Origin of the sequence: Noviherbaspirillum phoenicis (assembly GCF_047237965.1) — a bacterium.
In the GTDB taxonomy this organism is placed as follows: domain Bacteria; phylum Pseudomonadota; class Gammaproteobacteria; order Burkholderiales; family Burkholderiaceae_D; genus Noviherbaspirillum_A.
In genome coordinates, this window is record NZ_JBDFLX010000001.1 from 987371 (window position 1) to 1005526 (window position 18156).

Here is an 18156-nt window from a genome sequence, read left to right on the forward strand (position 1 = left end):
ACCCTTTTCAGGGCGTTGTCATTTTTCGCCGGGCAACGCCGGCAGCGGCGCGAACAGCGCTTCGATATCCTCGCTGGAAAAACCGGCGCCTTCCGAAGCGCGGTCGGCCAGGATGCTGTCGGCCAGCGCCGCCTTTTTCTCCTGCAGCGCGACGATTCTTTCCTCGATGCTGCCGGCCACGATCAGCTTGTAGACAAACACCGGCTTGTCCTGACCGAGGCGGTGCGCGCGGTCGGTCGCCTGGTTTTCCGCGGCCGGGTTCCACCATGGGTCGTAGTGGATGACGGTGTCGGCGGCGGTCAGGTTCAGGCCAACGCCGCCGGCCTTGAGGCTGATCAGGAACAGCGGCACTTCGCCGCGCTGGAAACGCTGCACCGGCAGGCTGCGGTCGCCGGTTTCGCCGGTCAGCATCGCATGCGGCATGTCGGCTTCAGTGAGCGCGGCGGCGATCAGGTCGAGCATGGCCGTGAACTGGGAAAACACCAGCACCTTGCGTCCCTCGGCCAGCAATGCCGGCAACATCGTCATCAGCATGTCGAGCTTGGCCGACTGCGCTGCCTTGGCGGCGGAGAGCTTGACCAGGCGCGGGTCGCAGCAGGCCTGGCGCAGCTTGAGCAGCGCATCGAGCACGACGATGTGGCTGCGCGCCAGGCCCTGCCCGGCGATCGCTTCCCTGACCTTCTTCTGCATGGCCGCGCGCACGGTTTCGTACAGGTCCCGTTGCGCCGCCTCGAGTTCCACCTTTGCCACGATCTGCGTCTTGGGCGGCAGTTCGGTCGCCACCTCGTCCTTTTTTCGGCGCAGCATGAATGGCCGCAGCCGGCGTGCCAGCAGCGCCCGCCGCGTCTGGTCGTCCGACTTCTCGATCGGATTGCGCCAGCGCTTGTTGAAGTCCTGCTGGCTGCCGAGGAAACCCGGCAGCAGGAAATCGAACTGCGACCACAGTTCGCCAAGGTTGTTTTCCAGCGGGGTGCCGGTCAGGCACAGCCGGTGCCGCGCGTTCAGCTGGCGAATCGCGGCCGCGCCGCGGGTAGCGGCGTTCTTCACATACTGGGCTTCATCCAGGATCAGCAGGTGCCAGGCATGCGCGCCCAGCGCTTCATGATCGCGCCAGATCAGCGGATAGGTGGTCAGCACCAGGTCGGAGGCGCCGATCTGGTCGAAGCGCTCCTTGCGGGCCGGGCCATGCAGGTCCAGCACCTTCAGCCCGGGCGCGAAACGCGCCGCTTCGGCCAGCCAGTTCGGCACCAGCGTGGTCGGCATCACTACCAGCGCCGGCCGGTCGAGCCGCCCGGCCTCTTTTTCCGTCAGCACATGGGCCAGGGTCTGCACGGTCTTGCCCAGCCCCATATCGTCGGCCAGCACGCCCGCCAGCTGGTGGCGGCGCAGGAACTGCATCCAGTCCAGGCCCTGCTGCTGGTACGTGCGCAGCGACGCCTTCAGCCCGCGTGGCGGCGCCGTGGTCTGCAGGCCGCCGCCTTCGCGCAGGCGCTGCGCCAGGTCGCGTGCCGCGGTGTCGCCGTGAAATTCCCAGCGGCCAGTGTCGCCGAGCGCCTCGAGCCGGCCAATATCCTCCGGTGCGAGTTCCAATTCGCCATCCGCCAGCGTATCGAACAGGTCGATCAGCGTGCCCACCACCGGTTTCAGGCGCGCGGCGCGTATGCGCAGCCGGTCGCCCTCGGGGCTGGTCAGTTCGATCGCCTCGTCATCGGCGATGCCGTCCAGCCTGCCCTTGCGCCAGCGGGCGTCGCGCCGGAACAGTTCCAGCAGCAGCGGCTCGAGGCGCACATTGCGGCCGTTGACCACAATCCCCAGTTCCAGCCCGAACCAGCCGTCGCTGCGCTGACGGGCGACGCCGTCGATGGCGTCGACATCGATCACATTGAAACGGCTGTCGGGCGCCATCCTGATGCGCCAGCCCTTGCCGCGCAGCAGCGGCAGCGTGTTCTGTACCAGGCCGGACCAGGCATCCCGTTCCTGCGGCGTGAATATCTGCCGCGGCAGGCCATGGTGCTCATGATGATCGACATTGCGCCTGCGCAGTCCCGCCGCGCCCAGCTCCCTGACCCGCGCCGATTCGGATTCGGGCCTGCGCCTGACCTGCACCATGCGCTGCTCGGGGTCGGAAAACAGGGTGGCGTCGCTGAAGGCAGGCACGACGATGTCTTCGTAGCAGAATTCCACGGTCGCATAGTCGAGCATGCCGGGCCGGTAGGCATAGCGCGCTTCATTGTCCAGGTAGACCGACCGCGCTTCCAGCGCCAGCACCGGCACCGGCTCAGTATCGATGGTGCGAAGCGAGGAAAGCTGCTCCAGCGGCGGCGGCGGCAAGGCCGGCATGACTTCGCCCAGCACCGAGGCGACCAGTTCCGCTTCCACCGGCAATATGGGCGGCATCGTCAGATAGGCGGCGACGCTTTGCGCCGGCAACGACTGCATGGTCTGAGGCAGCTGCACCGGGCCGGCCTCGAGCGCTATCGGATCGAGATACCACGGCGGTTCCAGTCCGGTCACGGGCTCGGCGACCGGCTCGACGCCGAGCACCGGGCGCAGCAGGCCATTCTCCACCACCTGCCATGCGATGGCGCCGGCACGGGAGGCTGCGCTGCAAAACGGGCCGCGCATGCCCTCCCTGCTTGCTTCGCCGTCGCTGTCAGCTGCGGCCTGGAGGTACAGCCTTCCCGTCGTCACCAGCTTTTCCAGCGCTTCCGCGCCGGCCTTGCCACGCAAGAAGAAATTGAGGTCGTAATCGCTCTTTCGGGTTGCCCAGAGCGCGCGCAGGATGGACAGATCCTCGTCCACGATGAATTTCGGCGGCTTCAGCAATGCCGCCTGCACATTGTTCCAGCTCTCCCCCGGCCGGCTCCAGTTGCCGTCGGCATTGCGGCGCGCCTTGTACATGCCCACGGCATAGCATTGCTGCCGCGGCGCCCATTCCAGCAGGTAGATCAGGCCCAGGTCCGACTTCGCCGTCTTCCTTGCCTTCGTCGGCCGGCTGGCCTGGCACTGTGCCCGGAAGCTCTCCAGCCAGCGCAGCATTTCAGGCCGTGGTCCGCCGCCTGCGCCAGCCTTCCTTTCAAGGTTGGCCAGCAGCGCCGCGCCGACATGCTTGCAGTTGCTGCCAACCGGGCAGCTGCACCGCCCCATCGCGCGCAGGCCCTTTTTTTCCTCATGGAAAACAATATCCACCTTGTAAGGAAGCGTCTCCGAGCCCTTTACATCGGCGAACAACATGCCGCGGCCCCAGGCGACCCTGATCACTGCATCGACGTAGTCGTAGGCCTTATCGAGGGTTGCCGGTGCGATCCAGTTTCGCACCGCTTTCTCGTCATAGACAACTTCATGGTCTGGCGTGGATTTCATGCTGGGGTGTTTGCCTCGAACGGGAAGACGGGTAACGGAATGGACAGGTCCGGACAGACCGGGAACGGTTGAGGGCAGCCATTGTAAGGCAGCCGGCAGCCTGGCTGCAGCCCGAGGCGGGAAGCGGCGTAAGAATCCAGTAAGTTTCAAGCAAGCCTGCCGTAAGGTAAGACTCCTACACTGCGCCTCAGCATCATGAATTCGCGGGCCCGGCCCGTACAACAAACATTTCAACGGAGACATCATGAGCACTGTGCAGACCGCTGCCTCGGGCAGCATGACCAAGGAGGAGCGCAAGGTTATCTTTGCCTCCTCACTGGGAACGGTATTCGAGTGGTACGACTTCTACCTCTACGGCTCGCTGGCCGCCATCATCGCCAAGCAGTTCTTCGCCGGCACCGACCCCAGCACCGCCTTCATTTTCGCGCTGCTGGCCTTCGCCGCCGGTTTCATCGTCCGCCCGTTCGGCGCGCTGGTGTTCGGTCGCCTCGGCGACATGATCGGCCGCAAGTACACCTTCCTGGTCACCATCCTAATCATGGGCGCGTCCACCTTCATCGTCGGCCTGCTGCCCAACTACAATTCGATCGGCATCGCCGCTCCCATCATCCTGATCATCCTGCGCATCCTGCAGGGCCTGGCGCTGGGCGGCGAATATGGCGGCGCGGCCACCTATGTGGCCGAGCATGCGCCTGAAGGCAAGCGCGGCTTCTTCACTTCCTGGATCCAGACCACCGCAACGCTGGGCCTGTTCCTGTCGCTCATGGTGATCCTGGGCACCCGCACCGCCGTGGGCGAAGAGGCGTTCGCCGCCTGGGGCTGGCGCGTGCCGTTCCTGGTGTCGGTGTTCCTGCTGGCCATTTCGGTGTGGATCCGCCTGTCGATGAATGAATCGCCGGCCTTTGCCAAGATGAAAGCCGAAGGCAAGACCTCGAAGGCGCCGCTGTCCGAAGCATTCGGTCAATGGGCCAACCTGAAGATCGTGATCCTGGCACTGATCGGCCTGACCGCCGGCCAGGCCGTGGTCTGGTACACCGGCCAGTTCTACGCCCTGTTCTTCATGACCCAGACGCTGAAGGTCGACGGCGCCACCGCCAACCTGTTCATCGCCGCCTCCCTGGTGATCGGTACCCCGTTCTTCGTGATCTTCGGCATCCTGTCGGACAAGATCGGCCGCAAGCCCATCATCCTGGGCGGCTGCCTGATCGCGGCGCTGACGTATTTCCCGATCTTCTCGGCGCTGACCCATTACGCCAACCCGGCGCTGGAAAATGCGATCAAGAATTCACCCGTGGTGGTGACTGCCGATCCGGCGAAATGCCAGTTCCTGTTCAATCCGACCGGCACCAAGAAATTCACTTCCTCCTGCGACATCGCCCGCACCCAGCTGTCCAATGCATCGGTGGCCTATACCAATGTGGCCGGCGAAGCCGGCTCGGTGGCTACCGTCAAGATCGGCGACAAGGTGATCAACGGCTACGACGCCACCAGCCTGTCCAAGGAAGAGGCCGCCGCCAAGGATGCCGCCTTCAAGAAGGAACTGGGCGACGCCGTCAAGGCAGCCGGCTATCCGACCAAGGCCGATCCGGCGCAGATCAACAAGCCCATGGTTCTGGCGCTGCTGACGCTGCTGGTGATCTACGTGACCATGGTCTACGGCCCAATCGCCGCGATGCTGGTGGAAATGTTCCCGACCCGCATCCGCTATACCTCGATGTCGCTGCCCTACCATATCGGCAACGGCTGGTTCGGCGGCCTGTTGCCCACCACCGCCTTCGCGCTGGTGGCCTACAAGGGCGACATCTACTACGGCCTCTGGTACCCGATCATCATCGCCCTGATCACCTTCGTGATCGGCATGCTGTTCGTCCGCGAGACCAAGGATCGCAACATCTACGCGAACGACTGAGGCAAGCCAGGCGTTCCCGACGCCTTTTCCACCCCCGAACCGCCGGCATCACGCCGGCGGTTTTTCTTTGCGCATTGTCCTTTACCACGCCGATATGACTGTCCAAACCGAACGACGTTTGGTATTGTCGCGCTGGTAATTTCCCATTATTCCTGACACACATTCCCCGCAGAACGCCATGACCATACCCGCACGCCTCGGCACGCCCCTGTCACCCACTGCCACCAAGGTCATGCTGCTCGGCTCGGGCGAGCTGGGCCGCGAGGTCATCATTGCGCTGCAGCGCCTGGGCGTGGAAACCATTGCGGTCGATCGCTATGAAAACGCGCCCGGCCAGCAGCTGGCGCACCGCGCCCACGTGATCGACATGACCGACGGCAACGCCCTCGCCGCACTGATCGCGGCCGAGCATCCGGACCTGGTGGTGCCGGAAATCGAGGCGATCGCCACACCCACGCTGGTGGAGCTGGAGCGCGACGGCAAGGCCACCGTGATTCCGACGGCGCGCGCCGCCTGGCTGACGATGAACCGCGAGGGCATCCGCAGGCTGGCCGCCGAGGAACTGGGCTTGCCGACATCGCCTTACCGGTTCGCCGACAGCCTGGAGGCCATGCGCGCCGCCTGTCAGGAACTGGGATTTCCCTGCATCGTCAAGCCGGTGATGTCATCCTCCGGCAAGGGCCAGTCCAAGCTCGACGGCCCGGACGACGTGGAGTCCGCATGGCATGCCGCGGCGGCCGGCAGCCGGGTTGATTCGGGACGCGTGATCGTCGAGGGCTTCATCCGTTTCGAGTATGAGATCACCCTGTTGACGGTGCGTTCGCGCAATGCCCGGGGCGAGGTCGAAACCAGCTTCTGCGACCCGATCGGCCATGTCCAGGTGCAGGGCGACTATGTCGAATCTTGGCAGCCCCATCCGATGCCTTCGCTTGCGCTGGAGCGTTCCCGGGAGATCGCCCGCAAGGTGACCGACAATCTCGGCGGACTGGGCATTTTCGGCGTGGAACTGTTCGTCGCCGGCGACATGGTGTGGTTCTCGGAAGTCAGCCCGCGCCCGCATGACACCGGCATGGTGACCATGGCAAGCCAGTTCCAGAGTGAATTCGACCTGCATGCGCGCGCGATCCTGGGTCTGCCGGTCAATACGGCGCTGCGCTCGCCGGCCGCTTCGGCCGTGATCTATGGCCAGCATGAAGCCGTCGGCATAGCGTTCGAAGGCCTGGCCGACGCCCTCGCCGTGCCCGGCTCGGATATCCGGCTGTTTGGCAAGCCGCAATCCTATGCCCGCCGCCGCATGGGGGTGGCGCTGGCCGCCGCGGAGGATATCGAGACGGCGCGCCGTCATGCCAAGGAAGCGGCATCCAGGGTCAAGCCCGTCCTGCCATGAAACTGACGCTACCGCACCGTGGTAGCGTTTACACCGGCCCGGATATCTTCCGCGCCGGTTCGCTTTTTCTTTATGTCAGCCTGCTGGTGGAAACCGGCGTGCTGCTGTGGATGGCGCATCCCGGATCGGCAGGCGTCGTCAAGATTGCCCTGTTCGTGGTGGGCGTGCTGGCGACCGTCGCCCTGGTGCGCCTGATCAGGCCGGGCCTGCTCCTGATCGGCAGGCGCCATGTGCTGATGGAGCTGCTCGCATCCTGCACCGCCATCGGCATGCTGTCGGTGCAGGCGCAGTTGCCGATTGCTCCCCTGCCCTGGTGGATCGGCCTGGCCGGCGTGTTTCCGCTGGTTTTGCCAGCGCCGCACGCCATGGCGGTGATACTCGGCATCTCGGCGACCGGCGTGCTGACCAGCGTGGCTGGCGGCAGCCAGCCCGAAGACTGGTTGCCCGGGTTTTTCGTCACGCTGTTTGCCGGCATGCTGTCGACCTGGCTGTCGCGCGCCATGGAAATGAACCTGGCCTCGCTGGAACAGGCGCTGACCAACGAGCGCCGCTTCAACGTGATTGCACGGGCCGCCAAGCATGTGTTCATGATTACCGACCGGCATTTCAACACGACCTACATTAATCCAGCGGTCAACGACGTGCTCGGCTACACCGAGCACGAGATGACCAGCGGCGCCGCGCCCGAGATCCACCCGGATGACCTCGCGCGGCGGAACGACAACCTGCGCCTGCTGCGGCGCACGGCCGGCACCAGCCTGTCCATGAAACTGCGCATCAGGCATCGCGAAGGCCACTGGGTATGGCTTGAAATCCGCGGCTACAACATGCTGCATGATGCGGCCATCAGGGGCATGGTGTTCAGCATCGAGGACATCAGCGCGCGCGTCGAGGCTGAACACAAGCTCACCGAGGAACATGCGCTGCTGCGCACGGTGCTCGACCTGAATCCGGCCATGATCTATGCAAAGGACCGGGACGGCCGCTTTACCATCACCAACGCCAGCTTCCAGAGGCACAACGGCTGCACCTCCGACATCGAGCTGCACGGCAAGACGTCGGAGGAACTGCAGGCGCTGCAGAAGGCCCGCGGCCGGCTGTTCGTCAATCCGGATGCGGCGCACCGGCTGCACCTGCAGGACATGAATGTGATACGCAGCGGCGTACCGGTGGAAAACCTTGAAGTGCAGGACTTGCGGGATGGCGAAGCGGAGCGTTGGTATCGCACGTTCAAGTATCCGCTGCGCGACGCCAATGGCGTCACTTCGGGCATGCTGGGCATCGTTCGCGACGTCACCGACAGCAAGGAATATGAAATGCGGCTGGAACACCTGGCCATGCATGATGCCCTGACCGGATTGCCCAACCGGCGCTATGTGCTCAAGGCCATCGCCGACCAGATCGTGCCCGAAGGCCAGATGCCGCCGCAGGTCTCGGTGCTTTATCTCGACCTCGACTTCTTCAAGAGCGTCAACGACACGCATGGCCACGACATGGGAGACCGCTGCCTGATCGAACTGGCCCGCCGCATCCAGTCCACCGCCGGTCCGCAGGACATGGTGGCCCGCTTCGGCGGCGATGAATTCATCGTGCTCACGCATGACAGTACCGAAGTCGCCTGTGAACGCGCAGCGGCCTTGCTAGACATCCTGGCCAAGCCGATCATCATCGGCGACATCGTGGTGAAGCTGCATGCCAGCATCGGCGTGGCCCAGCTGTTGCCCGAGCACCGGACGCCATCGGAAGTCATCCGGGACGCCGATGCCGCGATGTACCAGGCCAAGGAACGGGGCCGCAATCGCGCACAGCTCTTCAACGCCCAGTTGCAGCTGTCAGCGACGCGCCGCGCCCAGATGGACGTGGCATTGCGTTTTGCGCTGGAGCGGCACGAGCTGACCCTGGTCTATCAGCCGCAGGTTGCGCTGGCCGACGGCCGGCTATGCGGCTTTGAACTGCTGATGCGGTGGAACAGCCCGCAATACGGCGAGATCAAGCCGGACGACTTCATCCCCATCGCGGAGAGTTCCGGCATGGTGGTGCCCATCGGGCTATGGGCGCTGGAGCAGGCCTGCCTGCAGTTGAAGCAGTGGCATCAGAAATATCCGCGCAAGATGCCGTTGACCCTGGGCGTGAATGTGTCGATGCGACAGCTGATGCATGCATCCTTCATCGGCGAAGTAGCCCAGATACTTGACCGCACAGGCGTGATGCCGCAATTCATCGAGCTGGAACTGACCGAGTCTTCGGCCATGGCCAATCCGCAGCAGACCATCGAGAACCTGGCCAGATTGAAGAGCCTGGGCCTGCGTCTGGCGCTGGACGATTTCGGCACTGGCTATTCCTCGTTGGCCTATCTGCAAAGGCTGCCGATCGACGTATTGAAAATTGACCGTGCATTCGCACGCGGCCTCGGCCAGGAGAGCAACGATGCCGGCATCGTGCAGCTGATCCTGACGCTGGCCCAGCTGCTGGAACTCGACACGATCGCCGAAGGCGTGGAAACGGCGGAACAGGTTGCCGCCCTGCGGCGCATGGGATGCCGCATGGGACAAGGCTATTTCTTCTCTGCCGGCGTGCCCGCCGCCCAGGCCGAACACCTGCTCTCCGCCGACAGCAGCTACTCGCTGTCATCCAGCATACCGGCCTGAGCCGCATCCGCGCGCCACAGCGCATACCCGCACTTCCCCCGACGCGCGCCTGCCCAGGCGCCAGGAACAATCAAAAAGTCCCGGTTACATAGCTTGCCGTTTTGATCATGCGCCCGCAATCCCTGTCCTGCAGGGCAGCGCCATGACCGCGGGAATCTACAAGACGGACCAAGCCCCATCCTGCATCGTTCCCGCGACGAGGCCATTGTCCGGCGACGCCCGGCATGCCAAATATCCCATGCAAGACCATCCGTCTTTAACCAAAGGAGAAGTAATGGACAACCAGAAAGTTGGATCGCCGCGCGCAACGGACTCACCGAGGCGTTTGCCTGACAACGGCGCCACGCCGCTGTCGCCGCGCACGGCTGTGCCGCGCGTTCTCGAACGAGAGCGTGACGCACTGCTCGCGGAGATCCGCAAAAGCGACTCCTTGTGCCAGGTTTTTTTTGATATGGGTGACTTTATTGACAAAATGAGCTCGGCCATTGCCACGGAATGCGCGAAGGCCCGGAAAGCCAGAAAAGGCACAGCGAATGCAGGAAATGGCTGCGCAAATCAGTAATGCATTGGGCCAGGTAGACACCCATTTCGATAGAACGGATTTCGCCCAATGCAAAACCTATGTGGTTGCCGCGAAGTCAAACCAGGTATTGCTGCTCGCCGCCATTGATGGACTCAAGCAGGACCCCGATGGCGATCAGGTTTTTTCAGGAGTGCATCATCAATGCCTGCAGCTTGGGCAAAAAATCACGGCGCTGCTGCAGATAATAAACGAGAGGCTGAATCAACAAGAAGAACAACAACAGCAACGGCAACAGCAACAACCGAGATCACCTCGCCCGTCAGCCCCCAGATATGCGCAGAGCCCCGAAAGGCAAAAGAACCAGAAGACGAAAAAAACCGATGCAGTTCTCCCGCAATCTCCCACGGAGCAGCGTACTCCACGGTCTCCTGACAGGGAATCGGGCCGCGGACGGCTTGAAAAGATGCCCTCTCCGCCTTCGGGCAAGCGAGCCCAGGGCGATGAAGACAGCCCACAGTTTAAAAACAGCCCGGCCAAGCGTCACAAGGCGCAGGCGACCGAGCAGGCTGTCTCAAGCCCTTCCCAAAAACCAGGCGACGCGATGATTCCTTCCTCGGGTCCGGCAGATAACAAGTCGAGCATAGCGCCAGGTAGCAAGGCCACGGTGCCCAAGCTCGACTGGAGCAAGGCAAAGCCAGCCAACACCGGGCCTCACTCGCCGCTCAGCACCACGCCCCGCACGTCGAAACACACAGGCACCCAAAGCAAAGGAAATGAAAAACGAGGCGAGAACAATACCGTCACGTCGTCCCCGGCGCCAGCATACGACGCCAGGAGCGTGACGGGCGGCGAGGAACATCCTTCTTCCCCGCCAACGTCGCCGTCTTCTGCCCGGTCTGCATCCAAACCGGATTCGCCGCGCAAAGGCGTATTTTCGCCCTCGAAGCCTCTGAGGCCGCAACCCAAGCCGCGCCCACCCAGCATGCTGTTCTTGTCGCCACCAGTACTGCCCGGGTCGCCTGCCCGAAACGAAAAGGTTCGCGACGCAGACAGCGTTCACGATAGCGACGTGACAATCCTGCAAGGGCCGCCATCAACGCCGGTGGCCACAAGCACCATCAGCACGACAACGACAACGACAACGACGACCACGAGCGATGCAGGGCCGTCCACGCGGGAACAAGCAGACGCCTAGCAGCGTCATTGCGCTAGCGCCTGCAGCATGGCCACCGTAGCCCTGGCAGTGGCAGAGACACACATTCCTTGCTGCACCCCAGGCAATGGTCTGAACGATGCCGCGGTGGCATCGTCCGGAAACCGTGGATAGGCCAACCTGACTGCAGCCAATTTTGAAAGGGTAAGGAGCATGAAACGAGCGTCCACGCTTGACAAACACGGCAAACAAGCGGCTGAGCAAGTTGCGGCAACCGCGAAAGCCAGCATCGGCAAGGAGGAAAACAACGGTACGGCCGACAGCAAAACATCGGGCAACTCGCCTTTCAAGAAAATTAAATTAAGTAGTAGAAAGGAAAGCGTCTCAGGCAGGAACGTCAGCCATTCCGAAGAAACTGAACAGCGGCCAAGCTCGCCAATTTCTTCACCCCGCAGGGAAACGACAAATGCCGGGCAAACAACCCAGCCCCCGGTCGCATCCATGCGCAACGCCAACGCAAGCATGCCAGTGCTGCGCAATGCCAGCAGCAAGCTGTCCACGACCACCGGGGTGGGGGTCGGGGTCGCGGTGGCCCTGGCAGCGTCGGCCGACACGCAAGTACAAGCCAGTTCCGGCCCAAGCCAGCAGAGTTCGCTCTCCCCCGCGGCAGCCAACGCCAGCCGCCGTGAACAGTGGATCGCACAGGACAAGCCTTCCTTTGTTTTTGACGAAATTACCGACCCATCGTTGCTGGCGCTATTCGACACGCCGGCGCCGGATGCCACACCCGCAGCAGCAACGCCACCGTTGAGCGAACGGGAACAGAAACGGCAATTCCAGCCCATTGCGGATGCAATCACAAAGGCGTTGCAAAGTGATCTTGCCAACGTGATGCGAAAGTTCATGGAAACCAGTAGACAGCAAGGCGCTCGGACTCCCGAATACCAGGCAGCGCATCATGCCTTTTCCGGATTGATGCAAATGTTTAACCGAGCGAAGGTGGCCGCCGTTGATGGGCAGGAAGCTCAGATGATTGCCGAATTGCAGAACATTTGCCAGACGCTGGAAGAATTTATTGCAGTCGGCCTGAAGGATGTCATTCAGCAGTTCATTGGCGAGAAGTCGGAGAAGGCAACCCTGAAGACAGGGCTGCGTACCGTCCTGGCCCAGTGCCGAGAATGGCTTGGCGAAGACAGGGAGGAAACCGTTCGCCCGTGGTCGCCCTCGTTTGCGCCGTCGAATCCGCAGGGCAGGCAGCGCTCCGTATCCAGCCCGGTCAAGGCGAATGAACCGTGGGCGGAAACCGAAAGCGGCAAAATGAACCGGCTGTCAGCGAGCTTTTCCGGACCCATCAGCCCGCATCCGTCGCAACACCGTATTGGTCCTTCCATCCCGGGGACGGCAGCGACTCTTAGCCCGGCTTCCACGCCATCGGGCAGCCCCTTGAGCAGCCCGGTCCAGAGTCCGAAGGCGGTCGTGAGCCCGAAGGACGGCACGAAGTCGTTGTTCCGCCTTTCCACGCTGATCGGATCACCTGGATCGCCGCGAACCAAGGATGCATCACGCAAGGATTCTTCCGTCAAAGGTCAGAGCAAGCAGTCCTTGCTGAACGAATCGACATCCCAATCGAGTCTATCGATTCAGCAGGGCGACAAGCCGGCCACACCGGAAAAAGCAAAGACCGAGAAGAGTAAAAAGAAGCTTCAGTGAACATTCGGAGCGCTTGCGGCCTGACAGGCTCAGCCAAATGCGCGTGGACCTGGCGACGCGCCAAGGCGCGCATCCCTAGCGAAGCACGGCCGCGCAGCCCCGGTCTCATCCTGGCTGTATCGACAGGCCGGTCAAACCCAAAGCGTTTCAGATCCCAATCATCCAAAGGCAATCATGCAAACCACCAAAGCAACCTCATCCCCGGAGTACCGGACAAGCTCGGCACCGGCCGCCAAACCTGCACAAGGTTCTTTGCCGGCCTCTTCGTCACAGCCGTCGTCCGTACTGACGTCCCGCCCTGAGCTTCCCTCGCTGTTCCCGAGCAGCGTTGACGCGCAGGACGCAAGCCGGCTGAAGCACGCTGCACAGACTTCCAGCCCCGGATTCAAGCCTGCCGTGATTGCCGCTTCGGACGCCCGAAAAACACAGGGAGACGATGCCAAGGGTGCTTCAGCGGTGAATGCAGGCATCAAACGAGCCCGTGACGGCAAGGACGGCCCGGAGGCGAAGCCTTCCGGAACGGAACAGTCAAATCAAAAGACTGCCTCCGGAAAGCCGCGCCCCAGGGCTGCCGAAGCTGCAGACAATGAGGAAGCCGAAAGCACGTTGCAGAATTCGACCAAGCGGGCCAGGAAAGGCAGCAAGAGCGTCAAGAGGAGCATGAGCGTCAAGTCGGACAAGGCTCCTCGACCCAGGCCAGCCGACGACAGCGCCAGCCAAACCGAAGCGCACTCGCCGCGTCCAAAAATCATACCACCCTGACGCTGTCGAATCAGGCTGTCACGCCCGATGCCGATCCCGGGAGCCCCACTTCCTGGAAGCATGGCGCCCAAAGCCCGCGAGCCAGCACGGCTAGCCGCGCATCGATCACGCTTGCGCCCAGGCGAAACAGCAACGCCGGCGCGATGGAACGACCATCATCGCCGGCACCGCAGGCGGAAAAGCCGCCGGCTGACAAACCGGTTGCGCTCGACACCGCCAGCGCCAAGCCCATACTGCCCAAAGACGACTTCGCCTTCTCCGCATGCGACTCAGACACGGAGGGCGTCATCCGCGTCGTTTCCAGTGCTGCCGAGCAGGGCAAGGAGGGACAGACTGCGCCAGTGCCGGGCTTGCCGGACACAAGCGTGCCGACACACCGCCAAAGCAGCACGCCGCCGGTTCGGCAGGATGTGCCGGGAGGGTCTGCCCTGCCAGCAGAAATGACGGCACTAATGGACGAGCTTGACGCCGCGCTCGAAAAGCCCATCGACATGTAGCCAGGCCGAGCCGGCGCGGCGGGCTCAAGGGCGCAGCGACAAGGTGCCGATCTGCTCCTTTTCCACTTCCTCGCGAACAGTGCGCATCGGCAGGTAAGTCGCATCCACCCAGCGTTGCGCAAAATTGCTGTAGAGCGGTGACAGCACATTGCCCGACTGCCCGGTGGAATGCATGAAGCGGGAATTTTCCAGATTGGACAAGTCGTACAGGGCGCGCAAGCTCGCCGCATGATGATTGGTGTAGGGCGCGGCATCATCCCGCAGGTTGTTGCGCCCCACATTGACCGTATAGGTGTCACCCGGCGAAGGCAGCCTGAGTTCGAAGTAGCGCGCCAACGATGGCACTTTCGAGAATGGCCGGTGCTCCGACAGCGCCTCGTGCGCCACGCCCCAGCGCCATGCAGTCATCTGCTCGCCATAGCGCTTGCGCAGGTCGGCCAGCGCCGCCTCCAGAGAATCGGACAGCACATCCACGCATCTGGGCAGAGATTGCGCGCCCTGCGTAGCGCCGCACCAGGGATTGCCGGCGTCCATGGTGCGCAAGGCGTTGACGGTAGGCTGATGCACATTGCGCAATTCCCAGAAATCCTTCATCAGCGCTTCGCCCAGCGGCTGGGCAAACAGCTGGCGCGACAGTTCGCGCAGCCAAGCGTTATAGACCAGCGGCTCGAAGCGGCCCGCGTCCATGCTGCCATCCCAGCTGCCAAGCGCCTTCAAGGCAGCTCGGCCCTGCTCCGATTTCGGCTGCGCCTTGGCGAGCAGGGGCAGCATTTCGCGCGCCGCCAGGGACACCACGTCCTTCTGGATTCCGGCGAAGCTGTCCAGGTCATGCAGCGGCGCGCCTTCCAGCATGGCGGCGATGCGGTTGGCACGGTAAGGCCACACCCATTCGCTGGTCAGGAAATATGGATAGGCAGGGCCGACCACTTTCTGGTTGGCTGTCACGATCTGCTGCGACATCGGGTTGTATTGCCGCGGCAACTCGTCAAAAGGAATGAAGCCGATCCAGTCGTAACGGGCATCCCAGCCCGGGGCCGGCGCCAGGCCCTTCAGATCGTTGTCGCGGCGCCGGATCGGCACGCGCGCAGGCGCGACGAAGCCGATATTGCCTGCCACGTCCGCATAGACGACGTTCTGCTGCGGCGCGCCGAAGTCGCGCGTGGCCGACAGGAACTCTTCCCAGTCATGCGCCCGGTTGAGGCGCAGGCTGGCCTGGAAACTCATGTCGTCCGGCCGCAATGCGGTCCAGGAAAATGCCATCACGTGGCTTCGGGCGTCCATCGGCGCCCGATCCGCCAGCGGCAATGCGCCGCTGATGACCGGGCCATGGCGCGTCGCACGCACGGCGAGTTGCACGTCCGGCTCGCCCTTGACGCGTATGGTTTCCGTGCGCTGCTCGAAGTTGGCCCAGCCATCCGGAGTACGGTATTGGGAAGGGTTTTCAGGATTGATCTGCTCGATGTACAGATCCTGCACGTCCGAAGCCGTGTTCGTCAGGCCCCAGGCGATCCGATCGGTGCGGCCTATGATCACCGCGGGTAGGCCTGGCAGGGTCGCGCCGATCACGTTCAGGCCCGGCGCGGACAGATGGGCAAAATACCAGAGCGCGGGCGCGGTCAGGCCGAGATGGGGGTCATTGGCCAGAAGCGGCTTGCCGGTGCGGCTGCGGGCGCCGCCCAGCACCCAGTTGTTCGAGCCCATGCCTTCCACCAGGGAAGGCGGCGCAATGGCCGACACCTTCTCCAGTTGGGAAGTCACGCCAGCCAGCGACCGGTAAAGCCCGGTGTAGTCCTGCGTATGCAGCGGGGCATCGCCCGGATACGGCGGCAGAAAAGCCTGGATGCGCGTCATGTCCAGCTTCTGGGCCAGACGCATGCGCAACAGCTCCTGCGTCCAGTTCGCGCTCAGGTCCCAGGCCATCATCGTCATCCAGGCGATGGAGTCGGCGGCCTCCCAGGGCGCCGGCGCCGGCGCGCCGGTCAGCAAAAATTCCGGCGGCAGCGGTCCGGAACGCTGTTCAAGATAGCGGTTGACGCCTTCGGCATAGGCTTCCAGCGCCGCGCGCGCATCCGGCGCCAGGTTCTGGACAATGGCTTGCGCATTGCGCCGCACGCCCAGCGTACGCAGGAAACGGTCGGTATCCACCGCCTTCGGGCCGAGCACCTCGGCGACCCTGCCGGCGGCGATGCGGCGGTTCATTTCCATTTGCCACAGCCGGTCCTGCGCATGCACCACGCCCAGCGCAAAATAGGCGTCGTGGGCTGATTTGGCATAGATATGCGGAATGCCTTCCTTGTCGCGCACCACATCGACCGGGCTCTGCAAGCCATTCATGCTGAGTTCGCCGCTGGTCTTGGGCAGGCTCGCGCTGCGGTACCAGAAAAAGCCGGCTGCGATCAGCAGCAGCAATGCGGCAAGTCCGAGGGCGGCAATTCTTGCGATGGATTTCATTGGCAATCGATGAGGCGAAAAAGGCGATATGGTCGGCTGCGTGCGATCAGCCGGCTGCATTGCGCTCGGGCGCAAAAACGGGCGCAAGGCAAGCAGCCCTTGCGCCCGTCGGCATAGACAGGGCGATCCTTATTCGATGCCCTGGCTGGCCAGGTATTCCTCGTAGGTGCCCTGGAAATCGATGATCTGATCTTCCTTGACTTCCAGGATGCGGTTGGCCAGCGAGGACACGAATTCACGGTCATGCGAGACGAAGATCAGCGTGCCGGCATATTTCTCCAGCGCGATGTTGAGCGACTCGATCGACTCCATGTCCATGTGGTTGGTCGGCTCATCCATCAGCAGCACGTTGTGACGGCCCAGCATCAGCTTGCCGTACATCATGCGGCCCTTCTCGCCGCCCGACAGCACCCGCACCGGCTTCTTGACGTCGTCGCCGGAGAACAGCAGGCGGCCCAGGATGGAACGCACGGCCTGGTCGTCGTCGCCTTCCTGGGTCCACTGGTCGATCCAGTCGGTCAGCGTGCGGTCGGTGGCGAATTCCTCGGTCGGGTCCTGCGGCATGTAGCCCGGATTGGCGTTTTCTGCCCACTTCACGTTGCCGCTGTCCGGCTCCAGGCCGCACAGTTCGCCGCCGATGCAACGCAAGAGCGTGGTTTTACCAGCGCCGTTGGCGCCGATGATGGCGATCTTTTCGCCGGCTTCGACATTGATGCTGAAGTTCTTGAAGATGGGACGGTCGTAGGTCTTGGAAATGCCCTGCACTTCCACGGCCAGACGATGCAGCTTCTTCTCGCCATCGAAGCGGATAAAGGGATTGGCGCGGCTCGACGGCTTGATGTCGTCGACCTTGATCTTGTCGATCTGCTTGGCGCGCGAGGTGGCCTGGCGGGCCTTGGACTTGTTGGCCGAGAAGCGGCGCACGAAGTCCTGCAGCTCCGCGACCTTTTCCTTGGCCTTGGCATTGGCGGCCAGCTGCTGCGCGCGGGCCTGCGACGAAGCCAGCATGTAGTCGTCGTAGTTGCCGGGATAGACCTTCAGCGTGCCGTAGTCCATGTCGGCCATGTGGGTGCAGACCTGGTTGAGGAAGTGGCGATCATGGGAAATGATGATCATCGTCGAATTGCGCTGATTCAGCACTTCTTCCAGCCAGCGGATGGTGTTGATGTCGAGGTTGTTGGTCGGCTCGTCGAGCAGCAGGATGTCGGGATTGGAAAACAGCGCCTGCGCCAGCAGCACCCGCAGCTTCCAGCCCGGCGCGACATTGCTCATCGGCCCCTGGTGCTGCTCGATGGGCACGCCCACGCCCAGCAGCAGTTCGCCGGCGCGCGCTTCGGCGGTGTAGCCGTCGTACTCGGCGAATTTCGCTTCCAGGTCGGCGGCCTTCATGTAGTCGTCGTCGGTGGCGTCCGGGTTGGCATAGATCGCGTCGCGCTCGCTCATGGCCTGCCACATCTCGGTGTGACCCATCATCACCACGTCCAGCACCCGCATTTCCTCGAAGGCGAACTGGTCCTGGCGCAGTTTGCCAAGGCGCTCGTTCTGGTCCAGCATCACATTGCCGGCGCTGGGCTCGAGATCGCCGCCCAGGATCTTCATGAAGGTAGATTTGCCGCAGCCATTGGCGCCGATCAGACCGTAGCGGTTGCCGTCGCCGAACTTGACGGAAATGTTTTCGAACAGCGGCTTGGGGCCGAACTGCATCGTGATATTGGCGGTGGAAAGCACTGGGAAAATCCTTTACGGCTAAATT

11 protein-coding genes are annotated in these 18156 nt (G+C 63.0%); 8 read left to right on the top strand and 3 right to left on the bottom strand.

Annotated features, from left to right (window positions below):
* Positions 1 to 18: 18 nt before the first annotated feature.
* Positions 19 to 3363 carry a DEAD/DEAH box helicase gene (locus ABC383_RS04565; RefSeq protein ID WP_413012192.1) on the bottom strand — a complete coding sequence of 1115 codons (3345 nt, stop codon included), beginning with the start codon at positions 3361 to 3363 and terminating at the stop codon, positions 19 to 21.
* A 244-nt stretch (positions 3364 to 3607) separates the two neighbouring features.
* Here ABC383_RS04565 and ABC383_RS04570 point away from each other — a divergent pair, with 244 nt between their 5' ends.
* The 8 genes from ABC383_RS04570 (at position 3608) to ABC383_RS04605 (ending at position 13952) form a co-directional block, all read left to right on the top strand.
* Positions 3608 to 5272 (top strand): MFS transporter, encoded by a 1665-nt coding sequence (locus ABC383_RS04570; RefSeq protein WP_413012193.1) that lies wholly within the window; start codon positions 3608 to 3610, stop codon positions 5270 to 5272.
* A gap of 178 nt (positions 5273 to 5450) precedes the next feature.
* Positions 5451 to 6659, top strand: coding sequence for a formate-dependent phosphoribosylglycinamide formyltransferase (gene purT / locus ABC383_RS04575; protein ID WP_413012194.1), 1209 nt, complete (start codon positions 5451 to 5453; stop codon positions 6657 to 6659).
* Positions 6656 to 9307, top strand: a complete 2652-nt coding sequence (locus ABC383_RS04580) for a putative bifunctional diguanylate cyclase/phosphodiesterase (RefSeq protein WP_413012195.1) — start codon at positions 6656 to 6658, stop codon at positions 9305 to 9307. Before purT ends, ABC383_RS04580 begins: the two co-directional genes overlap by 4 nt.
* 274 nt (positions 9308 to 9581) lie before the next feature.
* On the top strand, positions 9582 to 9869 hold the full coding sequence (locus tag ABC383_RS04585; protein ID WP_413012196.1) for a hypothetical protein: 288 nt from the start codon (positions 9582 to 9584) through the stop codon (positions 9867 to 9869).
* A complete protein-coding gene (locus ABC383_RS04590; protein ID WP_413012197.1) occupies positions 9841 to 11025 on the top strand; it encodes a hypothetical protein in 1185 nt (394 codons plus the stop codon). Before ABC383_RS04585 ends, ABC383_RS04590 begins: the two co-directional genes overlap by 29 nt.
* A 171-nt stretch (positions 11026 to 11196) precedes the next feature.
* A complete protein-coding gene (locus tag ABC383_RS04595) occupies positions 11197 to 12693 on the top strand; it encodes a hypothetical protein (RefSeq protein WP_413012198.1) in 1497 nt (498 codons plus the stop codon).
* Positions 12694 to 12867: 174 nt separating this feature from the next.
* Complete coding sequence (locus ABC383_RS04600; protein ID WP_413012199.1) at positions 12868 to 13455, top strand: hypothetical protein; 588 nt, start codon at positions 12868 to 12870, stop codon at positions 13453 to 13455.
* Positions 13456 to 13598: 143 nt separating this feature from the next.
* Complete coding sequence (locus tag ABC383_RS04605; protein ID WP_413012200.1) at positions 13599 to 13952, top strand: hypothetical protein; 354 nt, start codon at positions 13599 to 13601, stop codon at positions 13950 to 13952.
* Positions 13953 to 13976: 24 nt separating this feature from the next.
* Here the strand turns inward: ABC383_RS04605 and ABC383_RS04610 are convergent, their stop codons facing one another.
* Together ABC383_RS04610 and ABC383_RS04615 are read right to left on the bottom strand one after the other, a co-directional pair.
* Positions 13977 to 16403, bottom strand: coding sequence for a penicillin acylase family protein (locus ABC383_RS04610; protein WP_413012201.1), 2427 nt, complete (start codon positions 16401 to 16403; stop codon positions 13977 to 13979).
* 129 nt (positions 16404 to 16532) lie between these two features.
* Positions 16533 to 18131 (bottom strand): ABC-F family ATPase, encoded by a 1599-nt coding sequence (locus tag ABC383_RS04615; RefSeq protein WP_413012202.1) that lies wholly within the window; start codon positions 18129 to 18131, stop codon positions 16533 to 16535.
* Positions 18132 to 18156 lie beyond the last annotated feature (25 nt).